19 protein-coding genes are annotated in these 17,865 nt (G+C 34.9%); 5 read left to right on the plus strand and 14 right to left on the minus strand.

The window, feature by feature from the left end:
• The first annotated feature begins 17 nt into the window (after window positions 1-17).
• The gene (locus J3U66_RS03520) at window positions 18-473 is read left to right on the plus strand and encodes a hypothetical protein (RefSeq protein WP_267333145.1); all 456 of its coding nucleotides are present in this window, start codon (window positions 18-20) and stop codon (window positions 471-473) included.
• A gap of 96 nt (window positions 474-569) precedes the next feature.
• Here the strand turns inward: J3U66_RS03520 and amtB are convergent, their stop codons facing one another.
• From amtB to J3U66_RS03565, 9 genes are all read right to left on the minus strand, one after another.
• Window positions 570-1,850 carry an ammonium transporter AmtB gene (gene amtB, locus J3U66_RS03525; protein ID WP_065798592.1) on the minus strand — a complete coding sequence of 427 codons (1,281 nt, stop codon included), beginning with the start codon at window positions 1,848-1,850 and terminating at the stop codon, window positions 570-572.
• 18 nt (window positions 1,851-1,868) lie between these two features.
• On the minus strand, window positions 1,869-2,207 hold the full coding sequence (gene glnK / locus J3U66_RS03530; RefSeq protein ID WP_065634965.1) for a P-II family nitrogen regulator: 339 nt from the start codon (window positions 2,205-2,207) through the stop codon (window positions 1,869-1,871).
• A gap of 419 nt (window positions 2,208-2,626) precedes the next feature.
• Window positions 2,627-4,114 (minus strand): dGTPase, encoded by a 1,488-nt coding sequence (dgt, locus tag J3U66_RS03535; protein WP_267347997.1) that lies wholly within the window; start codon window positions 4,112-4,114, stop codon window positions 2,627-2,629.
• A 29-nt stretch (window positions 4,115-4,143) separates the two neighbouring features.
• The gene (gene purK, locus J3U66_RS03540) at window positions 4,144-5,220 is read right to left on the minus strand and encodes a 5-(carboxyamino)imidazole ribonucleotide synthase (protein WP_267347998.1); all 1,077 of its coding nucleotides are present in this window, start codon (window positions 5,218-5,220) and stop codon (window positions 4,144-4,146) included.
• Window position 5,221: 1 nt separating this feature from the next.
• Window positions 5,222-5,722 (minus strand): 5-(carboxyamino)imidazole ribonucleotide mutase, encoded by a 501-nt coding sequence (purE, locus tag J3U66_RS03545; RefSeq protein WP_267333148.1) that lies wholly within the window; start codon window positions 5,720-5,722, stop codon window positions 5,222-5,224.
• 214 nt (window positions 5,723-5,936) lie between these two features.
• Window positions 5,937-6,287 (minus strand): RidA family protein, encoded by a 351-nt coding sequence (locus J3U66_RS03550; protein WP_267347999.1) that lies wholly within the window; start codon window positions 6,285-6,287, stop codon window positions 5,937-5,939.
• A 26-nt stretch (window positions 6,288-6,313) separates the two neighbouring features.
• On the minus strand, window positions 6,314-8,317 hold the full coding sequence (gene uvrB, locus J3U66_RS03555) for an excinuclease ABC subunit UvrB (RefSeq protein WP_267333150.1): 2,004 nt from the start codon (window positions 8,315-8,317) through the stop codon (window positions 6,314-6,316).
• Between the two features lie 394 nt (window positions 8,318-8,711).
• Complete coding sequence (gene modF / locus J3U66_RS03560) at window positions 8,712-10,172, minus strand: molybdate ABC transporter ATP-binding protein ModF (RefSeq protein WP_267348000.1); 1,461 nt, start codon at window positions 10,170-10,172, stop codon at window positions 8,712-8,714.
• 12 nt (window positions 10,173-10,184) lie between these two features.
• Window positions 10,185-10,964, minus strand: a complete 780-nt coding sequence (locus J3U66_RS03565) for a TOBE domain-containing protein (protein WP_267343799.1) — start codon at window positions 10,962-10,964, stop codon at window positions 10,185-10,187.
• Window positions 10,965-11,343: 379 nt separating this feature from the next.
• Between J3U66_RS03565 and modA the strand changes: the two genes are divergently transcribed.
• Genes modA through modC form a run of 3 tightly spaced genes read left to right on the plus strand, consistent with a single transcriptional unit; the run spans window position 11,344 to window position 13,484 of the window.
• Window positions 11,344-12,099, plus strand: coding sequence for a molybdate ABC transporter substrate-binding protein (gene modA / locus J3U66_RS03570; protein WP_416379714.1), 756 nt, complete (start codon window positions 11,344-11,346; stop codon window positions 12,097-12,099).
• Between the two features lie 8 nt (window positions 12,100-12,107).
• The gene (gene modB / locus J3U66_RS03575) at window positions 12,108-12,797 is read left to right on the plus strand and encodes a molybdate ABC transporter permease subunit (RefSeq protein ID WP_267343798.1); all 690 of its coding nucleotides are present in this window, start codon (window positions 12,108-12,110) and stop codon (window positions 12,795-12,797) included.
• A gap of 6 nt (window positions 12,798-12,803) precedes the next feature.
• Window positions 12,804-13,484, plus strand: a complete 681-nt coding sequence (gene modC / locus J3U66_RS03580; protein ID WP_267343797.1) for a molybdenum ABC transporter ATP-binding protein — start codon at window positions 12,804-12,806, stop codon at window positions 13,482-13,484.
• On the opposite strand, the gene J3U66_RS03585 is transcribed toward modC, so the two are convergent.
• From J3U66_RS03585 to J3U66_RS03600, 4 genes are all read right to left on the minus strand, one after another.
• Window positions 13,463-14,215: a UDP-2,3-diacylglucosamine diphosphatase gene (locus tag J3U66_RS03585; RefSeq protein WP_267343796.1), complete on the minus strand. Its 753-nt coding sequence runs from the start codon at window positions 14,213-14,215 to the stop codon at window positions 13,463-13,465. The genes modC and J3U66_RS03585 overlap by 22 nt on opposite strands.
• Window positions 14,208-14,699, minus strand: coding sequence for a peptidylprolyl isomerase B (gene ppiB / locus J3U66_RS03590; protein ID WP_065634976.1), 492 nt, complete (start codon window positions 14,697-14,699; stop codon window positions 14,208-14,210). Before ppiB ends, J3U66_RS03585 begins: the two co-directional genes overlap by 8 nt.
• 67 nt (window positions 14,700-14,766) lie before the next feature.
• A complete protein-coding gene (gene folD / locus J3U66_RS03595; protein WP_267333157.1) occupies window positions 14,767-15,618 on the minus strand; it encodes a bifunctional methylenetetrahydrofolate dehydrogenase/methenyltetrahydrofolate cyclohydrolase FolD in 852 nt (283 codons plus the stop codon).
• A gap of 80 nt (window positions 15,619-15,698) precedes the next feature.
• Entirely contained in the window at window positions 15,699-16,376 is a 678-nt protein-coding gene (locus J3U66_RS03600) for a DUF2884 family protein (protein WP_267333158.1), read from the minus strand.
• 485 nt (window positions 16,377-16,861) lie between these two features.
• Here J3U66_RS03600 and J3U66_RS03605 point away from each other — a divergent pair, with 485 nt between their 5' ends.
• Complete coding sequence (locus tag J3U66_RS03605; RefSeq protein ID WP_065634979.1) at window positions 16,862-17,128, plus strand: GrxA family glutaredoxin; 267 nt, start codon at window positions 16,862-16,864, stop codon at window positions 17,126-17,128.
• A gap of 44 nt (window positions 17,129-17,172) precedes the next feature.
• Here J3U66_RS03605 and tsaB read toward each other — a convergent pair whose 3' ends face one another.
• Window positions 17,173-17,853 (minus strand): tRNA (adenosine(37)-N6)-threonylcarbamoyltransferase complex dimerization subunit type 1 TsaB, encoded by a 681-nt coding sequence (gene tsaB / locus J3U66_RS03610; protein ID WP_267343793.1) that lies wholly within the window; start codon window positions 17,851-17,853, stop codon window positions 17,173-17,175.
• Between the last annotated feature and the right edge of the window lie 12 nt (window positions 17,854-17,865).

Raw genomic sequence — 17,865 nt, forward strand, 5'->3', positions numbered from 1 at the left:
AGGTTGTGAATTAATAAATGACATCGAATAAAAAACCGTTATTTACTTTAGCATCTTTTAATGAGTCAATTCCTGAAAAAAAGCAATTAACAGATAAAGATTCAGTTTTAGATTATCCGGATCAAAAAGATGAAATTATTGCGTTACGTTTTGAAGCATTGAAACAACGTCATTCAAAATATCAAAAGTATGTTTTAGAAGATGTTTTTAAGGATATCGATGCTTTCCAGTTTATTTATCGTGAAGCATTCAATGAACCTGATTTAGAAACGTTAAAAAATCAACAAGATTTAGAATGTGAGAGGATCAATCAAATATTATCAAGCAGATTAGCAGAACTTAGCCAATCAAATCCTGATCTTAAGCTTGATTTAAATGACTTAAATGCATTACCAGATACCATTAAAGAATATCTGTTTTCACCACCGTTAATCCTTACGCAAGATAATGCAATTATGCTTTGGGATGACTAAAAGACATTCACATAATTAATATAAGCAAAAAATCTACAGTGCTAATTTCACTGTAGATTTTTTTATATATTTACATTGGATAGATTTATTTAGGAATTAATTGTTAAATGCACTTTCACCATGGCTATTAATATCTAGACCTTCACGTTCATGTTCTTCTGACACACGTAAGCCAACACAAATATCTGCAATCTTATACGAGATAAAAGCAACAACAGCCGTCCAAATAATGCAGGTTATTACACTCATTAACTGTATACCAATTTGACTTGCCATGCTGGTACCTTCTGTATAACCAATGCCACCGAGTGATTCTGACGCAAAAATACCAGTCAATAGACAACCAACAATACCACAAACACCATGTACACCAAATACATCACAAGTATCGTCTATTTTAAGAATTCTTTTTAGCGAAGATACGCCCCAAACTCCGGCAAAACCACAAATCAAACCAATCAACAATGCACCACCAACACCAACAAAACCCGCTGCCGGTGTTATTCCAACTAATCCCGCGATGATGCCTGATGCGGCACCTAAACATGATGGTTTACCTCGTAAAACCCACTCAGCAATAGACCATGCTAAAACTGCTGCTGCCGTTGCTGCCACGGTATTAATAAAAGCAAGCCCAGCAATTTGGTCAGCGTGAGTTGAAGATCCAGCATTAAAGCCAAACCACCCAATATATAAAATAGCAGCACCGATATAAACATAAGGCAGATTGAAAGGTTTTAACGGTTCACGATTAAAGCCTATCCGATTTTTTAGTAAATACGCCCCCATTAAACCTGCAACGGCTGCATTGATGTGAACAACAGTTCCTCCGGCAAAATCTAACGCACCTTCATCACCTAAGATGCCTCCACCCCATACCATATGGGCCATTGGAATATAAGAGAAGGTAAACCATAACACCATAAAAATTAATACCGCTGAAAAACGCGTACGTTCGGCAAATGCACCTGGAATTAAACAACAAGTAATACAGGCAAAAGATCCCTGAAACGCAACCCAAATCAATTCATAAATCGATCCTGATACATCTGTAATATTAATACCAATTAATAAAAAGTGTTCAAAGTTACCAAAAAACCAGTTTCCTTCACCAAATGCCAGTGTATAACCATAAATTATCCATAATACCGCAATAAGTGAAAAGGTGACTAATATCTGCGATAACATTGATAAGACATTTTTAGCACGTAATAATCCACCATAGAACAAAGCAATGCCAGGCACCGACATAAAAAGAACTAGGGCTGTACAAATCATCATAAAACCGTTATCAGCATTATCGGCGACGGTTGCTTCTTGAGCAATTGCTGAGCTTGAAAGCGCTAAGCCCAAAGGTAAAATAAATTTTTTCAACATAATGATATCCTTTTATGATTATAATGCTGACTCATCCGTTTCACCGGTACGAATCCGAACCACATGTTCAAGTGGCGTCACAAAGATTTTGCCATCGCCTATTTTGCCGGTATAAGCCGCTTTAGTAATAGTATTAATCACTTCATCAAGCTGTTCGTCACTGATTGCTAAATCAATTTTTACTTTAGGTAAGAAGTTAACATTATATTCAGCACCACGATAAAGTTCCGCATGCCCTTTTTGACGCCCGAATCCTTTAACTTCAGTTACGGTTAATCCCGTAATGCCAATATTGGATAATGATTCTCTCACTTCTTCTAATTTGAAAGGTTTAATAACAACAGTCACTAATTTCATCAATTGCTCCTCATTAATAGGGTGGATAACCGAACTTATGCAAAACTTATGCAAAGCTTATGCCAGAAATTTCAATTTGTAGTTTTTGACTATATTTATTAATAAGAATAACGATGTAATTCATAGTGTTAATGTCAATTGATAGGAATAAAAATGTTGAAATCAAACCGAAAACAAGTTAACTCAATGAGCAAAATCAAATAATAAAGTGTCATCAATACTCACTCTCTGGCCAAAACATTAACGACACCAACTCTCATTTCAACCATTTTGTTTATTAAAGAGGGTGAGCAATATAATTAGAGGTGTTTGGATATGTTGATACTAATACTGTGATTATCGATAGCGTTTGAAAATTAATGCACTATTGTAGTGCTTATGCTTTTTTTTGGTGCTAAAACTTTGATCAATTAACTAAATTAGAATGTGACCATCAATTTACGATATTCATCGTAAGCAAAATGATCTGTCATGCCACTAATGTAATCTTGAATTAAACGACAACGGTAATAAAATTCCCAACAATCAAAAGTTGGCTGATTTTTATCAAGTTTGCTAATAACTTGTTGGTAAGCATCACAATGTTTATGGGATAGTTTATGATATAGTCGGGTTTCTATTGGGTATTTTTTGTGATTGCCTGTCGTCGATAATTTAATAAAATCCTCAACCGGCATCGCAAGTAATGGGCTATAAATATCGAGCAAACCGGTAATAATTCGATGACCTTGTAGTTCAAGATTTTCAACTGATTCATGATTGAAGACATGTTCAAAACCAACAGTTTTAAAAATATTGAGGAGTTTGTATTCAGCGTCGTGATCTTCAAGCAATGCATGATTAAATGAGCCATGATAAATGGCTTCAATATTTTCAATAAAACGTTCTGCGGCATGGGGAACAAGTTTATTGATAGTATTGACTCGCAAATACATAAAAAACTCATCGATACCAATAGCGGTAGACTCAATTTGCTTAAAATTATCAAAAGGCCGATTGATCACTTCATCAAATAAATCACCTGTTTTAACTGGTCCCCACGCTTGTTTTAAATATTGATAAAGTTGTTGTACAGTAAAGATTTTCTTTTCAACGGCATCTTCAAGATCGGCTATGCAATATGAGATATCATCAGCCGCTTCCATAATGTAGGTTAGCGGGTAACGATGAAAAGGTTTTATATCAAGTTGTTGATATAATTCATTGATAAAGGGCTCTTCCGATAAGTAAAAACCGGGTTTTTTCATTAAATAAGCAAATTCAGTCGGTACAGCATGATTCCAATAAGCGGGTTTTGAATATTTAACAATTGAGGCGATTTGAGAATAAGTTAAATTAAGACGTAAAATCGTATGAACTAAACGAATAGCTTGCGCATTCCCTTCAAAATTGGACAAATCTTGGCGGATTTTTTGTTTTAATTCAGCAAGTAACTCATCATCTTGTTTGTTTATTTCAAGAATACTGTAGCTGCAAGGTTTATCAAGACCTAGTCGTAAAGTAAACCACTGATTAATTGCCGATTCACCAAAATGACCAAAAGGGGGATTACCTATATCATGCATTAAGCACGCCATTTCAACTAAACTTTCAATCGACATAATCGATTTATCCAGACCAAACGCCTTTAATTGTCCTGCTTTTATTAAACGATTAACAATTTCTTTAACAATATAGCGCCCAACTTGTTGAACTTCCATTGAATGCGTCAAACGGCTTCTGACAACTGAATTACGTTCAAGGGGGAACACTTGAGTCTTTTGCTGTAAGCGCCTTATAGCTGCAGAATTGATAATTCGTCCACGATCACTTTCAAAACAGCGTAAAACTGAATATTCATCTGTTAAACTGTCATATTGTTTATGAGCATAACGTTGGTAATTGATTTTTTTGCTAAAGTTGACCATGGCGCTACCCTTTTCGTTCAACGAAGCTATCACGACTCAAATTGCTGTTTTGCCCAAAAAATAGCTGGATGATATTCAACAGGCAACATAGGTAACAATTTATCTAATGAATCGATCAATGTTGATATTTGAGGGTGAGTTAAATTTAAGTGACCCACTTTACGACCAGTTCTCACTTCTTTTTCGTACCAATGTAAATGGACTAAATCAATTGATAACCAATCATAATTTAACTCAGTTCCAATCAGATTAACCATGACAGAAGGCGCAAAAACATTCGGATTTGGTATTGGTAATCCCAAGATTGCCCGTAAATGAAGCTCAAATTGGCTTATTGAAGCGCCATTTTGGGTCCAGTGACCACTGTTATGGACTCTTGGTGCTAATTCATTGATTAATAGATTTTCACCGACAACAAAACACTCCATTGCCATTACACCGACATAATTGAGCTTTTGCATGATAGCAGATAACATTTTTTCAGCTTTGGCTTGTAATACAGGCATTTTATCGGGTAAAGCAATACTCATTCTTAAAATACCATCTTGATGTAAATTATGCGTCAATGGGTAAAAAACGGTTTCACCTTTCGCATTGCGAGCACCAATCAATGATAATTCGTTATCGAATGCAATTGCCTGTTCTACAATCGCTTGTTCATAGATATCTTCAGGTACGTCAATATCGTCATCAATCGCTATACGCCATTGACCTCGACCATCATAACCACCAGTACGACGTTTAACAATTAACAATTGACCTAACTGTTGAAAGAGCGTTGGCCAATCTTGTCTATTTTTCAATAAAAACCATTTAGCTGTGGGTAAATTAAGTTCATCTAATAGTTGTTTTTGACTCAAACGATCGGCAATAATCGGAAACACATCCCGATTAATAAAATGCCCATGCTGAGCTAAAATCTGAGTAAAAGGCGTATCGGGCCAACGTTCAATTTCAGCAGTAATGACTGAATTTTGATAAGGAATCGTTGCTGGATCGACATCTAAACCAACAGGAAAAACATGGATACCTAATGGCTCGCCAGCTTGCTTTAACATTCGGCCTAATTGGCCATTACCTAAAACACAAACTGATTTAGTTATCATATTATGCATCGACTCTTGGATCGGGGTTATTTAAAACTTCATCAGTTTGACTTAAACGCCAAGTTGATAATCGTTGATAGATGTCTTTATCATGTAAAGCCAGAATTTGCACAGCTAATAATGCAGCATTAGCAGCCCCAGCCTTACCAATCGCTAAGGTACCAACCGGAATACCTTTAGGCATTTGTACAATGGAATATAAGCTGTCAATACCATTTAGTGTGGCACTTTGTACGGGTACGCCTAATACGGGTACCAGTGTTTTCGCCGCTAGCATACCGGGTAAATGAGCAGCACCACCAGCACCAGCAATGATGACATCAAAACCTCGACGTTTAGCATCTTGAGCAAATTGAAACAATTTATCAGGCGTTCGATGGGCTGAAACTATTTCAACATGATAACTAACTGTAAGTGTATCGAGTATATCGGCAGCATGTTGCATTGTGCTCCAATCACTTTTCGATCCCATTACAATGGCAATTTTAGCTTGAGTATGCATAGCAAATTATATCAATAGATGAAATTTAAAGTTTTCAAAGTATACACTAAAATTTAGCAAATGGGATAATAATCAATATGTAAGATGACAAGAAAAACTCACTAGTAGTGATAATATTATTACTAAAATAAGCTAATAATATTACCATTTTAGTCTATCTAGAATAATCAAGTAATTATTCACCAACTATTATTGAGTTGTTTATTTTACAACATTAAACCTTCACTGCTGCAACGATTTTTATTTCGACTAAATACTCACTTTTCATTAATCCGGTATGGACTGTGCAGCGCACGGGAGCATCGCCGTGAGCAACCCATTCGTCCCACGCTTTATTCATAGCAGCAAAATCGCTTTTGTTTACCAAAAATAGAGTTGCATCTAAAATACGGGCTTTATCACTGTTTGCTCTAGCTAAAATTTTGTCTATTTCAGCCAAAGCACTTTTGGTTTGTTCATAGGCATTATTAACTAAATTGCTTGGCACACTCGTGTAATAAATTACATTATTGTGAATAACCGCTTCAGACCAACGGTCTTGTGGATCGAGTCGAATAATTGTCATCATGTTTTCCTTTTTTGATGAGTTTTTTAAGAGACTTTAATAAAATCAGCACGTAATTTTTTTATTTCATCACGTAATACACCAGCTTTTTCAAACTCGAGATTTTGAGCAGCTTCGTACATCATGGCTTCAAGTTCTTTCACCCTTGCTTGAACTTCTTTTATAGAAACATAATGATAAGGTTTACCCGGTTCAAATGCTTGTACTTTAGCCGTTGATTTTTTAGTACTTAATCCTGCATCTAAAATATCTTTAATCTCTTTGCGTACTGATTTTGGTGTTATACCATGAGCTTGATTGAAATCTTCCTGTTTTTTACGACGACGGGCTGTTTCATCAATGGTTTTTTGCATAGCTGGCGTGATTTTATCAGCATACAATATGGCCTTACCATTTACATTTCGGGCTGCACGTCCAACTGTCTGAATGAGTGAACTTTCTGAACGCAAAAAGCCTTCTCGGTCCGCATCCAAAATAGCAATTAACGACACCTCAGGAATATCTAATCCTTCACGTAATAAGTTTATACCAACCAATACATCAACTTTACCTAAGCGTAAATCACGAATAATTTCCATCCGTTCAACCGTATTGATATCGGAATGTAAATATTTCACATTCACATTATGCTCGGATAAATAATCTGTTAAGTTTTCAGCCATACGTTTGGTTAGTGTTGTTACTAATACCCGCTCTTCGTTTTCCATTCGAATTTTAATTTCGGATAAAAGATCATCAACTTGAGTCGCGACAGGGCGAACTTCAATAATCGGATCTAATAAACCAGTCGGTCTCACTACTTGTTCAATAATTTCACCACCTGATTTTTCAATCTCGTATTTAGCTGGCGTTGCCGAAACATAAATAGTTTGTGGCATAATGTTTTCAAATTCCGTGAATTTCAATGGACGGTTATCCAGTGCTGACGGTAAACGAAATCCATACTCAACTAAATTTAATTTACGTGAACGGTCGCCATTATACATTGCACCAATTTGGGGTATTGCAACGTGTGATTCATCAATAAACAGTAAACCATCAGCAGGTAAGTAATCAAATAAGGTTGCAGGCGGATCACCGGGTTTACGCTGAGATAAAAAGCGGGAATAGTTTTCGATACCTGAACAGTACCCAAGTTCAGTCATCATTTCAATATCAAATAGTGTTCGCTGAGTTAAGCGCTGCTCTTCTAACAGGCGATTATTCTCTAACAATACTTTTTGCCGTTCTTTAAGTTCTTGCTTAATTTCAGCAATAGCGTTTTCCATAATGTTTCTTGGTGTAACATAATGGGTTTTTGGATAAATAGTAATCCGCGAGACATCATTAACACTACTGCCTGTTAAAGGATCAAACATAGTAATGCGTTCTACTTCATCATCAAACAGTTCAACTCGTACAGCTAACTCGTCTGAATCGGCAGGAAAAATATCAATCACATCACCTCTTACTCTAAATGTACCACGACTAAAACCCATTTCATTGCGAGTATATTGTAGTTCAGCCAATCTGGTTAAGATTGAGCGTTGATCGGTAATGGTGCCTTTAGTCAGGTGCAAAATCATCGCCATATAGGTCTCGGGCGCTCCCAAACCATAAATTGCTGATACCGATGCAACAATCACAACATCGCGTCGCTCCAATAGTGATTTAGTGGCCGAAAGGCGCATCTGTTCAATATGTTCATTGATCGACGCATCCTTCTCGATAAAAGTATCGGTTGATGGCACATAAGATTCAGGCTGATAATAATCATAATAAGAGACAAAATACTCAACCGCGTTTTCAGGAAAAAACGCTTTCATTTCACCATATAATTGGGCGGCTAACGTTTTATTTGGCGCCAAAATAATTGTTGGACGATTATGCTGAGCAATAACATTTGCCATAGTAAAGGTTTTACCCGACCCCGTTACACCTAATAATGTTTGATGGGCAATACCGTCATCAAGATTTTGACTTATTCGTCTAATGGCTTCAGGTTGATCGCCAGCAGGTTTAAATTCAGAACATAATTTAAATTTTTTCATTACTTGTGACCTAATATTTTACCTATTAATAAAAATTATCCCCAAAAAGACTTGACCTTTTAAAATCTTATATTTTTTGTTCAGTTAACTTAAAAACTCACCAAACACACCTTAAAAAGATAACTTGATTTAAGATAACTAATTGATTAATAATAAAATACAAATTCATGCTTAACTTGTAACCAAACCAAGCTAAAACCTGATGGTTATTGAAGTTTGAGCGTTTTTCAATAAACTATTCACAGAGTTATCCACAGGCATCGGGGATAACTCTCTAAGTATAACCGTTATAAACTTTTTTCAATAATCAAGTAAAAATTTCATGATTAAAATACGTTTTTTTTATTGATTATTTCTATTTTTAATACTGATTTTAATAGCTATTAACTAATGATTACTTAAGTGTCTCAATTTGGTATTGATAGCTGAGATCGAAATTAGGAACAAAAGTTAAACGATGAGTGATACATTTTGGCGCATCTTCGGCATGATGCGACACAAACAATAATTGCGTGTTTCCTTCCTTGATTAATCGATCCATCCAACCTTTGACTAATTCTCGGTTAAGATGATCTAATCCTTGCAATGGTTCATCTAAAATCAGCAAGGTTGGATGTTTAACTAAAGCACGAGCTATTAGCACTAATCGTTGCTGCCCCCACGATAGAGATTGAAAAGGCTTATCAGCTTGTGTGTATAATCCTAACAATTTAAGCCATTCATCGGCTAGCTTTGCTTGTTTATCGCTTGTGGCTTGATAGACACCAATTGAGTCAAAAAAACCCGAAACGAGTACTGTTTTAACGCTGGAACTGACACGATAATCAAGGTGTAAACTACTACTAACATAGCCAATATGCTTTTTAATGTCCCAAATAGTTTCACCTGAACCTCGTTTACGACCAAATAATGTTAGATCATTACTGTATCCTTGAGGATGATCACCGGTAATTAAACTTAATAGCGTTGATTTACCTGCACCATTAGGTCCAACTATTTGCCAGTTTTCACCCGCTTTTACCCGCCAAGTTAACCCATCGATAATAGCTTTATCATCGTAATGGACATAGCCATTATTTAAAACTACACGATCGATTTTGTTGGATAATGCAGCGGGAGGCACATCTGCATCAGGTAAAGGTACATTGGGTAAGCTTTCTAGATCAGCTAGCTGTTTAACTGTTTCGTCATTTAATATTGTTGCTCTGCTACCAAATTTCAAGAGCTGACATTCAACAAGCAGACCAATATCTTCAATAAAAATGGGAATTTCATTAAAACGATTTAATACTAATACGATTGTTACCCCCTGTTTAGACAATTCACCAAGCTTTTCGGCTAAATTTTCACGCGATAAAACATCTAAACCATCAAAAGGTTCATCTAAAATTAATAAATCGGGATTTGACATTAACGCTTTGCAAATTAGCGTTTTTCGTGTTTCACCTGTTGACAAGTATTTAAATTTTCTAGTCAGCAGCTGACTAATACCAAACTGTTTAGCCAACTGTAAACATCGCTCTTCATCTGTTTTAAATTCCTGTATGATTTGCGATGTCGTTAATCCTGTATCATTTTCGCCTTCACTAAGCATATCAGTATTATTGCGCTTCCATTCTTCATCGACCAACTTTTGTAATTGTTCAAAAGAAATATACGCTATTGATTCAAACTCATTAATCACATTACCCGATAGCAACGGTTGTTCACCGGCTAATGCTTTAGCTAGAACTGATTTACCGCTGCCATTACGTCCAACAAAAGCAACACTATGCCCCTGATTGATGGTTAATGATTCGATAACAAAAACTTTATGATCATTAATTTTATAGTGTGCGTGTTCAATATGTAACATAAATACCTCAAATTAAACTAATGTAGCAACAATAATATGCTGAGGATCAATTGATATTGTCAGCTTTTTGCCTGCAACTAATGCATAATCTTTAACTGTATTCGTTAATTTACTTGCATAAAGCATCATACCTGATGCTAAACAAAAGGCAATTTCAGTCCACTCACCATCTGTTGTGACTTTCTCAACTGTTACTGATAAACAATTTTCAAGCGAATCATTTAATTCAATCAAGGGAGCTTTAATTAACAGTAGCACAGTCTTGTCCATAGTTAACTTTAACCTTTCGAGACTTTTGTGAGTTATATAAGCTTTTAATTCCGTTTGATTATCGCCAAGCAAAACCGTAATAAAACCGGCAATGTTATTGGTCTCAATCCGTTTAACACTGCCATATAATTGATTACGTGCACTGGTTTGTAATGATAATTTTGCCGTAGCTTTTAAAATATCATCCAGGGGAACGTTATCATCACTTAAAATATTAAACGCGTTATGCTGTATGTGAGTCAAAAGATCATAAAGTTGAATAAATCTGACGGCATAAGCACTGAGTTTGGTTCCCCCACCATTTTTACCTCCAGTTATCGTTATCAAAAATGGCGTAGGCGCTAAACGATTAATTTCGCTTATTGCATCCCAAGCTGTTTTGTAGCTTATGCCAATTGATTTGGCGGCTTGGCTTAAAGAACCGGTTTGGTCAATGGCTTTAAGTAATGCTATACGCCTTGGATCAGTAAATAATTGCTGATTTGAATTTATAGTTAATAAAATTTCTGGAGAAAAGCTCATGACACCACCTTGATAAACTGAAAAACATCTTATTCAGATAATTTCAATTATTGTAGACGTTTTTTCAACGACCTTCAAAAAACTTACGTCAAGTGAATTATGTTCTTTTCAACGATCTCTTAGATCAATTATATAATTAAGTTATTTTGAACAATCCAATTTACAATCATTAACTTATGATTAAATCTGGAAAAGGTTTATCAATTTATCGATATATTTTATTTTATATAACGGAAAGTTTATTATAATATGATGCATCTGATGAGTGAGCGATATGTTAGCGGTTTTAATTATCGATTTTTATGTTAAATCTCAGTTACCGCTTTACGCATCATCATCAATTTACAAAATTACATAAGTTATTTTTAGCGTGAGGGATATGATGAAAACACGTATTAACATTTTTTTAATGATAACAACCTTATTAACCACATTTTCCACTTTAGCTATTGAAAAAGTAACCCTATTTGCAGCGGCATCATTAACCAATGCGATGCAAGATATTGCAGCTGAATATAAAACAAATCACAAAAATCAGGAAATTATATTTTCGTTCGCTTCGTCATCGGTATTAGCCAAACAGATCGAACAAGGTGCGCCCGCTGATATTTTTATGTCAGCAGATCAAAAATGGATGACTTATTTAATAGAACATAATTTAGTTAAAAACAAAGAAGATTTACTTAAAAATTCTTTAGTATTAATCGCACCACAACAGTCAAAATTAGAAAAAATCGATATTAATAGTAGCACTGACTGGAATGCAATTTTACCTAAAACAGAAAGATTAGCGATTGGCGATCCTGATCATGTTCCGGCTGGATTGTATGCCAAAGAATCCTTAACTTATTTAGGTGTATTTGATAAATTAGCTCCACAATTTGCACCAGCAAGTAATGTACGTGATGCGTTAATGCTGGTTGAACGTAACGAAGCTGCATTAGGCATTGTATATAGCACAGATGCAAAAGTTAGTGATAAAGTCAAAATCATTGGTGTTTTTCCAGCTAACTCATTTGATCCTATTGAGTACCCAATAGCATTGTTAAAACCCGAAGCGAAAGAGTTTTATCAATATTTAAAATCACCTGAAGCTAAACGCATATTTGAAAAATATGGTTTTGTAACAAAATAATAAAAATCATGATATTGACCGAATATGAATGGCAAACACTGCTACTGAGCTTAAAAATCGCGGGGGCTGCAATTTTATTCAGTTTACCAATTGGTATTTTGACTGCATGGATTTTAGCTAGATGCCAATTTTTAGGTAAATCACTTTTTGATAGTATTGTGCATTTGCCTCTAGTTTTACCCCCTGTCGTTTTAGGTTATTTGCTGCTAATAACCATGGGACGACATGGCTTTATAGGGGAGTGGTTAAGTTATTATTTACAGATAAGCTTTAGTTTTAATTGGCAAGGTGCTGCATTAGCATCGGCAGTTGTGGCATTTCCATTGATGGTTCGCTCCATTCGTCTAGCAATTGAATCCATCGATTTACGTTTAGAATGTGTTGCTCGAACATTAGGCGCAAATCCATTAAAAGTATTTATAACAATTACGCTACCATTAGCATTTCCTGGCATTTTAATGGGGATTGTATTAGGTTTTGCAAGATGTTTAGGTGAATTTGGTGCAACTATTACTTTTGTTTCTAATATCCAAGGTGAAACGCGAACACTACCGCTTGCTATGTATACGCTGTTACAAATGCCTAATGGCGAACATGCTGCATTGAGGTTATGTATAATATCCATTGTGTTGTCTTTGGCGGCACTATTTTTATCCGAAATGCTCAATCGTTGGCACAAGAAGAAATTATTTGGATAATGAGTTATGTTAGAAATAGATGTAAAAAAACAACTATCTTCCTTTGCATTTGAATTTAAACACTCAATACCTTGCCAAGGAGTGACAGCAATTTTAGGCGTATCAGGCTCGGGAAAATCAACTTTAATAAATCTTATTAATGGATTGATTAAACCTGATCATGGCAATATCTCGCTTAACCAAGTGACGTTGGTTGCCACCACTCAAAATATTTTTATTCCGCCTGAAAAACGAAACATTGCGACCGTCTTTCAAGATGCTTTGTTGTTTCCTCACTATAAGGTGTTGAAAAACTTAACTTATGGTATAAAAAAACTTAGTTCGCAAAAATTAGATGAAATGATTGAAGTACTTAATATTGGTCATTTATTAAATCGTTATCCTGCCATGCTATCTGGCGGAGAAAAACAACGTGTTGCTATTGGACGAGCGTTATTAACTAACCCACAATTATTATTAATGGATGAACCATTATCAGCCCTGGATATGCCGAGAAAAAAAGAGCTGTTAAGTTATATCGACCAGTTAATTAATGAAATAAAAATACCCGTCATTTACGTCACCCATAACATAAATGAAGTTAAGCGTATCGCCAACTATGTATTAATCTTAGAACAAGGTAAATTAAGAGATTTTGGCGAAAAAGATAGCATTTTACAAACTGATTATTTAAAAGAGTGGTTATAAAGTTTTAAAATATTACTGTTCGCTTCTTGCTTAATAAAAGATATACCGTCATGCCAAGCCCCAAGGACCAGACGAGTTACTGGCTGATTGTTAATAAAAAAATGATGAGTTGCCGGTTTATGCGTATGACCATGTACCATTATGTTAGCATTATAATTGCTCATCATGTTTTCAACGGCATCTTGATTAACATCCATAATATTTTCTGACTTGATTTGATTATGTGCACTGCTTTCTTGACGCAGTTTACCTGCTATTTTTAAACGAATACGAAGTGGCAATAATAAAAAAAGGGTTTGTAACCATTTTTTATGCATTACTTTACGGAATTTTTGATATTGTGGATCATCAAGACATAACACATCACCATGCAAAAATATAATATTGCTATCTTGATTAGGTAAACAATTAATCTCTGGCAATATTGTCATATCACAGGCATTAGCATATTTTTTACCTAATAAAAAATCACGATTACCATGTACAAAATACTTTTTTATATGTCGGTTAGAAAGTTCATTTAGCGCATCGGCAATTTTACTATGTAAGATTGAATTGACATCGTCTCCAATCCAATAGTCAAAAAGATCACCTAAAATATAAAGTTCACAGTGATCGGGTAAACTGTCTAAGAAAGATAAAAAACCTGCTGTTATATCAAAATGATCGTGAGCAGGTTCATTATCAGTAAGATGAATATCTGCAATAAAATAACGAGTAGGATTATTCAACCGTTACACTCTTGATAATCACATCTTCAACAGGCACATCGGAATGCATGCCACTTCGACCTGTTTTGACTGCTTTAATTTTATCTACCACATCCATACCATCAACAACCTGCGCAAATACACAATAACCATAACCATTTACATCAGGTGATCGATAATTCAAATAATCATTATCCACTACATTAATAAAAAACTGTGCAGTCGCTGAATGAGGATCAGAGGTGCGAGCCATCGCTAAAGTACCCCGATCATTTTTCAGACCATTATCAGCTTCATTTTTAATAGGTGCTTTGGTTTTTTTCTGTTTCATACCAGGTTCAAAACCACCACCTTGAATCATAAAATTATTAATCACACGATGAAATACAGTGTTGTTGTAAAAACCCTCTTTGCAATATTCAACAAAATTTTTAACCGTTTCTGGCGCTTCATTATCGAAGGTTTTAATTTTAATATCACCTAAAGAAGTGTGAAATATAATCATAAAATGTTCCTTATTTCCATTTTTTTAATGTACATCTACCAATCCAAAATTCATCGAATCTATCAAATCAATGACTAAATTTTTCACATGCTTCAAGGGTGTTACTCATAAGCATAGCGACAGTCATAGGGCCAACACCGCCTGGAACTGGCGTTATCCATCCAGCTCGCTCAACGGCAGTTTCAAACTCTACATCACCAGCAAGCTTACCATTTGGTAATCGATTAATACCAACATCAATCACTATTGCACCTGGTTTTATCCACTCACCTTTTACATAATTAGCTATTCCAACACCGGCAACAACAATATCAGCATTGCTTACATGTTTAGCTAAATCTATAGTACGGCTATGGGTAATAGTCGTTGTACAACCTAATAATAACAGTTCTAATGCCATTGGTCGCCCAACAATACTCGACGCGCCTACAACCGTAGCATTCAGTCCAGATAAATTGACGCCTGTTGATTGTAACATTTTCACGACGCCATAAGGCGTACAAGGACGTAAAATTGGGTCTCTTTGTAGTAAATGTCCGATATTATATGGGTGAAAACCGTCAACATCTTTACTTGGATGGATCCGTTCAAGGACTTTAGTTTTATCGATATTATCAGGTAACGGAAGTTGCACTAAGATACCATGAACATCTTTACGCTCATTGAGCTCGTCAATCAGTGTTAACAAAGCTTCGGTCGTTGATTGAGGAAAATCATAAGCAAATGATGCAAAACCAACTTCATCACATGCTTTTTGTTTATTTTGCACATAAATTTTTGAAGCCGGATCCGAACCAACTTGGATAACAGCAAGTCCAGGAATAGATAATCCTTTAGCGACGCGTTCTTTTACTTTATTTGCAATGTCATTTCTAATTTGCTGAGCTAACTGTTTGCCATCAATTATACGTGCTGTCATAAATCTCTATGTCTTTCATTCTATCGTTTAAGATAGGCTATTTTCGCAAAAGTTTGTATCAATGTCTATTGACTTATTTATCAATGCTCGAGTTCGCTTAATATTTGCTGATATTGATTATTTATATCAGTAATAACTGAACAAATATGGGCATCAAAAGCCTTAAGTTTTGGCTTTTGTGCTTTCCATTCATTTTTTGAAATTTCATTGATTGTGGCATAATTTTGAAAGAAGTTAAAATTGACTAGACTCCCCCCCACAACATTATAAAAAATTCGTTGGCCTATCTCTTCGCCATCTTTTTTCAAATTATTAAAATTTTGATAGTGAAATTCTGTTCTACCATTTTCCGTAATAATCGACTGGTGTAACAATTTTACTAATCTTTTGTATAATTTATTTAATTCACTTTGTAACTTACTATCATTGCCAAGCTTATTTTTAATCGCATTTTCAAAACTAAATTTAACGCTAGACAACATAGTTAAAGCCTGCTGTTCAAGTTGTGGTAGCTGTTGCCTAATATTCTTTTGAAACATTAACGTCTGTTTTTGTTGTTGTGCATTTAGCAAAACGGGGCTTTGATTGAGCTCGACATTCCCATTAGATAAAATAGTTAGATCACTATTTTTATTGAAAATTCGCACATTTTTTTCAGTTATAGTAATATCATAGCTGGGTTTAACAGCGCATTGTTTTTGTTTAGCTACGGCGATAACTGGGAATATTAATAGAATTAACAATAATTTTTTTAACATATATACCCACTATTTAATAAGTTTACTGAATAAAAACTTTACGTTTGATACAGATTGAACACAAACGCATAAACCAGATGCCATTTTATATTAAGCTACTTGAAATATCATTTTTAATAGATAGTTTTCGCAAAATGAAACCGATCAAAACAGACAAATATTAATCTATTTTTATGTTAAAAAATCTCGCCTAAAATCAAAATGACTGTCGACTACATGAATAATTTTTAATTTTGTGGCGTTGATGTTTTATTTAAGTGCAACTTATTTCATCTAAAGTATAAAATTCACGTTAAACGCAATAACGCTCAAATTGACATATAAATAATCAATCTGATGTTAATTATTAAATTTGAGGTTCTATTTACTTTCAAAATTTATTATCAATAGATATAATCTATTTAATTAACTATGTTTAAGTGCTTTTTTTTCTATCAAAATTCAGTATAGTGAAATAAACTTAAATAAATAATTAGAGGTGAAAAATGTATACTGTAATTTTTGGCCGTCAGGGCTGTCCATATTGTTCAAGAGCTAAAGAATTAGCTGAAAAGTTATCACAAGAACGTGATGATTTTTCTTATCGTTATGTTGATATAAACGAAGAAGGCATTACTAAAGAAGATCTGTCTAAAAGCGTGGGTAAACCTGTCGAAACCGTTCCACAAATTTTCATTGATGAAAAACCAATTGGTGGTTGTACAGATTTTGAAGCTTATGCAAAAGAACATTTGGGACTTTTTAAAGAATAAAAAGTAATCTACTAAAATAAAAGCCACAGTTTGTGGCTTTTATTTTATCGACCGGGAAGCTTTTTCCAAGTGACTTCATTGCGCAAATAGGTCGGTTCAACATCCTCTACCGAGACCCATTCATTGTTTTGCCATTTTTGTTGAGCTAAAACAACCAAATCTTGAGCATGGGGTAATAGTATATCACTTTGCTTGATAGTGTTTATCATATCAGGATAGGTTTGCCAGCCGGTTCCCGCACTATAGGTATCGCTACTAAGATTTTCTACTTTGTCAAAAACACATTTAGGTGCAATTACGCATTCTGGAATCATAGCTTGCCATTGATTATGCTCATAACGGTATTGCCCTAAATACACCTCACTCATTCTAGCATCAATGGCGGCTAAAACGTGCGTTGCATGATTGGTTCGATAAGCACCTTGAGCTAAAGTCATTAACGTTGATACCCCTATCATGGGTTTATTAATGCCTAATGCTAACCCTTGAGCAACACCAATACCAATACGTACACCCGTAAAACTACCCGGTCCTTGTCCAAATGCGATTGCATCAATTTGTGACAGGGAACAGTTAGATTGTTTAAGAATATTATCAATCATCGGTAAAATTTGTTTGGTATGATCGCGGGCCGATATTTTAAAATCGTGCGTAATTTCATTACAATAGAGTAAAGCTACTGAACAAGCTTCTGTTGAGGTATCAATGGCTAAAATAGTACTCATGTTTTTTCCAAT

The sequence above is a fragment of the Gilliamella sp. B2969 genome (genome assembly GCF_026536195.1).
Classification (GTDB): Bacteria; Pseudomonadota; Gammaproteobacteria; order Enterobacterales; family Orbaceae; genus Gilliamella.